Source organism: Streptomyces anatolicus, assembly GCF_019400875.1.
GTDB classification, from domain to species: Bacteria; Actinomycetota; Actinomycetes; order Streptomycetales; family Streptomycetaceae; genus Streptomyces; species Streptomyces anatolicus.
Genome location: NZ_WMBF01000507.1, coordinates 1 through 4,347 on the forward strand (window position 1 = coordinate 1; position 4,347 = coordinate 4,347).

Below are 4,347 nucleotides of genomic sequence, written 5' to 3' on the forward strand. Positions count from 1 at the left end.
CGGTGAAACACCGAGGGGCGCCCGCCGAAACGGCGCTGCGCCAATCTCTTGGCGCATAACCGGCCCACCGCCCCGACCTCCCCAGGAGCACGGGCCCCCTCGGTACCGCACAGGCTTCGCCCGCACGGGCCGCATACGACGACGAGGAGACGCCGATGCCCCCAGGCATCACGATCGCCGCAGACGCCCCCGAGCTGTCTGCCGCGAACACCGGGTTCATGCTCATCTGTTCCGCCCTGGTGATGCTCATGACACCGGGACTCGCCTTCTTCTACGGAGGCATGGTCCGTGTCAAGAGCACCCTGAACATGCTGATGATGAGCTTCATCAGCCTGGGGATCGTCACCATCCTCTGGGTGCTGTACGGCTTCTCCGTCGCGTTCGGCACCGACCACGGCAGCCTCTTCGGCTGGGAGAGCGACTACGTCGGGCTCAGCGGCCTCGGCATCAACCAGCTCTGGGACGGCTACACCATCCCGGTCTACGTCTTCGCCGTCTTCCAGCTGATGTTCGCCGTCATCACGCCCGCGCTGATCAGCGGCGCCCTCGCGGACCGCGTGAAGTTCACCGCCTGGGCGCTGTTCGTCGCCCTGTGGGCCACGGTCGTGTACTTCCCCGTCGCGCACTGGGTATGGGGCGCCGGAGGCTGGGCCTTCGAGCTGGGCGTCATCGACTTCGCGGGCGGCACGGCCGTCCACATCAACGCCGGTGCCGCCGCGCTCGGTGTCATCCTCGTCATCGGCAAGCGCGTCGGCTTCAAGAAGGACCCGATGCGGCCCCACTCGCTGCCGCTCGTGATGCTCGGCGCGGCACTGCTGTGGTTCGGCTGGTTCGGCTTCAACGCCGGCTCGTGGCTCGGCAACGACGACGGCGTCGGCGCGCTCATGTTCGTCAACACGCAGGTCGCCACCGCCGCCGCCATGCTCGCCTGGCTGCTCTACGAGAAGATCCGCCACGGCGCCTTCACCACGCTGGGCGCGGCCTCCGGAGCGGTCGCCGGGCTCGTCGCCATCACCCCGGCCGGTGGCTCCTGCTCGCCGCTCGGCGCCATCGCCATCGGTGCGATCGCCGGTCTGCTGTGCGCCATGGCGGTCGGCCTCAAGTTCCGGTTCGGCTTCGACGACTCCCTCGACGTGGTCGGTGTCCACCTGGTCGGTGGTGTCGCGGGCTCGATCCTCGTCGGGTTCTTCGCCACGGGCGGCGGGCAGTCGACGGCCAAGGGCCTCTTCTACGGCGGCGGCCTGGAGCAGCTGTGGAAGCAGCTCGCGGGCGTCGGCGCCGTCCTCGCGTACTCCCTCATCGCCTCCGCCGTCCTCGCCCTCCTGATCGACAAGACGATCGGGATGCGGGTCAGCGAGGATGACGAGGTCGCCGGCATCGACCAGGTCGAACACGCCGAGACCGCCTATGACTTCAGCGGTGCGGGCGGCGGCACGGTCCCGCGTACGGCGGCGGTCCCCGGCCCGGTCGTGGCCGGCACTCAGGCTCAGCAGAACAAGAAGGTGGACGCATGAAGCTCATCACCGCGGTGGTCAAGCCGCACCGGCTCGACGAGATCAAGGAGGCGCTGCAGGCCTTCGGCGTCCAGGGCCTGACCGTCACCGAGGCCAGCGGCTACGGCCGCCAGCGCGGACACACCGAGGTCTACCGCGGCGCCGAGTACACCGTGGACCTCGTACCGAAGATCCGTATCGAAGTCCTGGTCGAGGACGACGACGCCGACCAGGTCCTCGATGTCGTGGTCAAGGCCGCGCGGACCGGCAAGATCGGCGACGGCAAGGTCTGGAGCGTCCCGGTCGAGACGGCGATCCGGGTGCGCACCGGCGAACGCGGACCGGACGCGCTGTGACCCGGCCGGACCGGACACGCGACTGAGCGGAACTGAACAGGAGCTGCTGGGTGACGAGTGTGAACGTACGAACCGAATCGGCATCGACATCGGGATCGGCATCGGAAGCGGAAGGCTCCGGACCCAGCGGCTACGCGGCGGCCCGGCTGCGGCTCCTCCACGAGGAGTCGCGGTCCGGGCCGCCGCGCCGTTCGGCCCTCTCCGGCCTGACGGACGACTGGCTGGCCGGGCTCTTCCAGGCGGGCTCCGAGAGCGTGCCGCGGGGCGTGGCGCTCGTCGCGGTGGGCGGGTACGGGCGCGGCGAGCTGTCGCCGCGCAGCGACCTCGATCTGCTCCTGCTGCACGACGCGAACGCGGACCCCGCCGAGGTGGCCGCCCTCGCCGACCGGCTCTGGTACCCCGTCTGGGACCTCGGGCTCGCCCTCGACCACTCCGTACGTACGCCGTCCCAGGCCCGCAAGACCGCGGGCGAGGACCTCAAGGTGCACCTCGGGCTGCTCGACGCGCGGCATGTCGCAGGAGACCTGGGGATGACCGCGGGGCTACGCACCGCCGTCCTCGCCGACTGGCGCAACCAGGCCCCGAAGCGGCTGCCCGAGCTGCGCGAGCTGTGTGAGGAACGGGCCGAGCGCCACGGCGAGTTGGGCCACCTCCTCGAACCCGACCTGAAGGAGGCGAGGGGCGGTCTGCGGGACGCCACGGCGCTGCGGGCCGTCGCCGCGTCCTGGCTCGCCGACGCGCCCCGCGAAGGCCTCGCCGACGCCCGGCGCCGCCTGCTCGACGTGCGGGACGCGCTGCACCTCGCCACCGGCCGGGCCACCGACCGGCTCGCCCTCCAGGAACAGGACCAGGTCGCCGCCGCGCTCGGCCTGCTGGACGCCGACATCCTGCTGCGCCAGGTGTACGAATCCGCCCGCGTCGTCTCCTACGCCAGCGACGTCACCTGGCGCGAGGTCGGGCGCGTGCTGCGGGCCCGGTCCGTGCGGCCGAGGCTGCGGGCCATGCTGGGCGGCCGGGGCGCGGTCGCCGAGCGGACGCCGCTGGCCGAGGGGGTCGTCGAGCACGACGGGGAGGTCGTGCTTGCCCGCACCGCCCGGCCCGAGCGCGACCCCGTCCTGCCGCTGCGGGCCGCCGCGGCCGCGGCGCAGGCCGGGCTCCCGCTCTCCCTGCACGCCGTGCGGCGGCTTGCCGCGTCCGTGAAGCCCCTGCCCACGCCGTGGCCCGCCGAGGCGCGCGAGCAGCTGGTGACGCTGCTCGGCGCCGGGCGGCCGACCGTCGAGGTGTGGGAGGCGCTGGAGGCGGAGGGCCTCATCACCCAGCTGCTCCCCGACTGGGAGCGGGTGCGGTGCCGGCCGCAGCGCAACGCCGTCCACACGTGGACCGTCGACCGGCATCTGGTGGAGACGGCGGTACGGGCCGCCGAGCTGACGCGGCGGGTCGGCCGGCCCGACCTGCTCCTGATCGCCGCGCTGCTGCACGACATCGGGAAGGGCTGGCCCGGGGACCACTCCGCGGCCGGGGAGATCATCGCCCGCGATGTCGCGGCGCGCGTGGGCTTCGACGCGGGCGATGTGGCCGTGGTCGCGTCTCTCGTACGGCACCACCTGCTGCTCGTCGAGACGGCGACGCGGCGTGACCTCGACGACCCGGCGACGGTCCGTGGGGTCGCCGAGGCCGTCGGCTCCGTGGGCACGCTCGAGCTGCTGCACGCGCTGACCGAGGCGGACGCGCTGGCCACCGGCCCCGCCGCCTGGTCCGCCTGGCGGGGCGCGCTCGTCGCCGACCTGGTGAAGCGGGTGACGGCGGTGCTCTCCGGGGACGAGGCGGGCGTCGCCCGTGCCGAGGGGGCGGCGGACCGGCCGCCGACGGCAGAGCAGGAGCGGTTGGCGGTCGAGGCGTTCCGCACGGGCGGGCCGGTGCTCGCGTTGCGGGCGCGGGCGGAGGAGGAGGCCTCCGGTGGGCCCGAGCCGCTCGGCGTGGAGCTGCTCATCGCCGTGCCGGAGCAGGCCGGGGTGCTGTCCGCCGTGGCCGGGGTCCTCGCGGTGCATCGGCTCGCGGTGCGCACCGCGGAGCTGCGGGAGGTCGCGCTGCCGTCCGGGATCGAGGGCGTGGCGGGCTCGGTGCTGCTGCTCGACTGGCGGGTCGCGGCGGAGTACGGGTCCCTGCCGCAGGCCGCGCGGCTCCGGGCCGACCTGGTGCGGGCGCTGGACGGCTCGCTGGACATCGCGGGGCGGCTGCGGGAACGGGACGCGGCCTATCCCCGCCGGCGGGGGACGGTGGCGCCGCCGCCGCGGGTGACGGTGGCCCCGGCGGGCTCACGGCTCGCGACGGTCATCGAGGTGCGCTCCCAGGACGCCCCGGGTCTGCTGCACCGGATCGGGCGGGCGCTCGAGGCGGCGGGGGTGGCGGTGCGCAGTGCGCATGTCTCGACGCTGGGGGCGAACGCGGTCGACGCCTTCTATGTGACCGGAGCCGACGGGGCGCCGCTGTCGGGGGAG

3 protein-coding genes are annotated in these 4,347 nt (G+C 73.8%); all 3 read left to right on the forward strand.

The window, feature by feature from the left end:
• Window positions 1-155: 155 nt before the first annotated feature.
• Entirely contained in the window at window positions 156-1,514 is a 1,359-nt protein-coding gene (locus tag GKQ77_RS28435; protein ID WP_219691803.1) for an ammonium transporter, read from the forward strand.
• Window positions 1,511-1,849, forward strand: a complete 339-nt coding sequence (locus GKQ77_RS28440; protein ID WP_125515352.1) for a P-II family nitrogen regulator — start codon at window positions 1,511-1,513, stop codon at window positions 1,847-1,849. The genes GKQ77_RS28435 and GKQ77_RS28440 overlap by 4 nt, the downstream gene beginning before the upstream one ends.
• A gap of 50 nt (window positions 1,850-1,899) precedes the next feature.
• Window positions 1,900-4,347: [protein-PII] uridylyltransferase (locus GKQ77_RS28445; protein WP_308117816.1), on the forward strand; the 2,448-nt coding region annotated here is incomplete at its 3' end.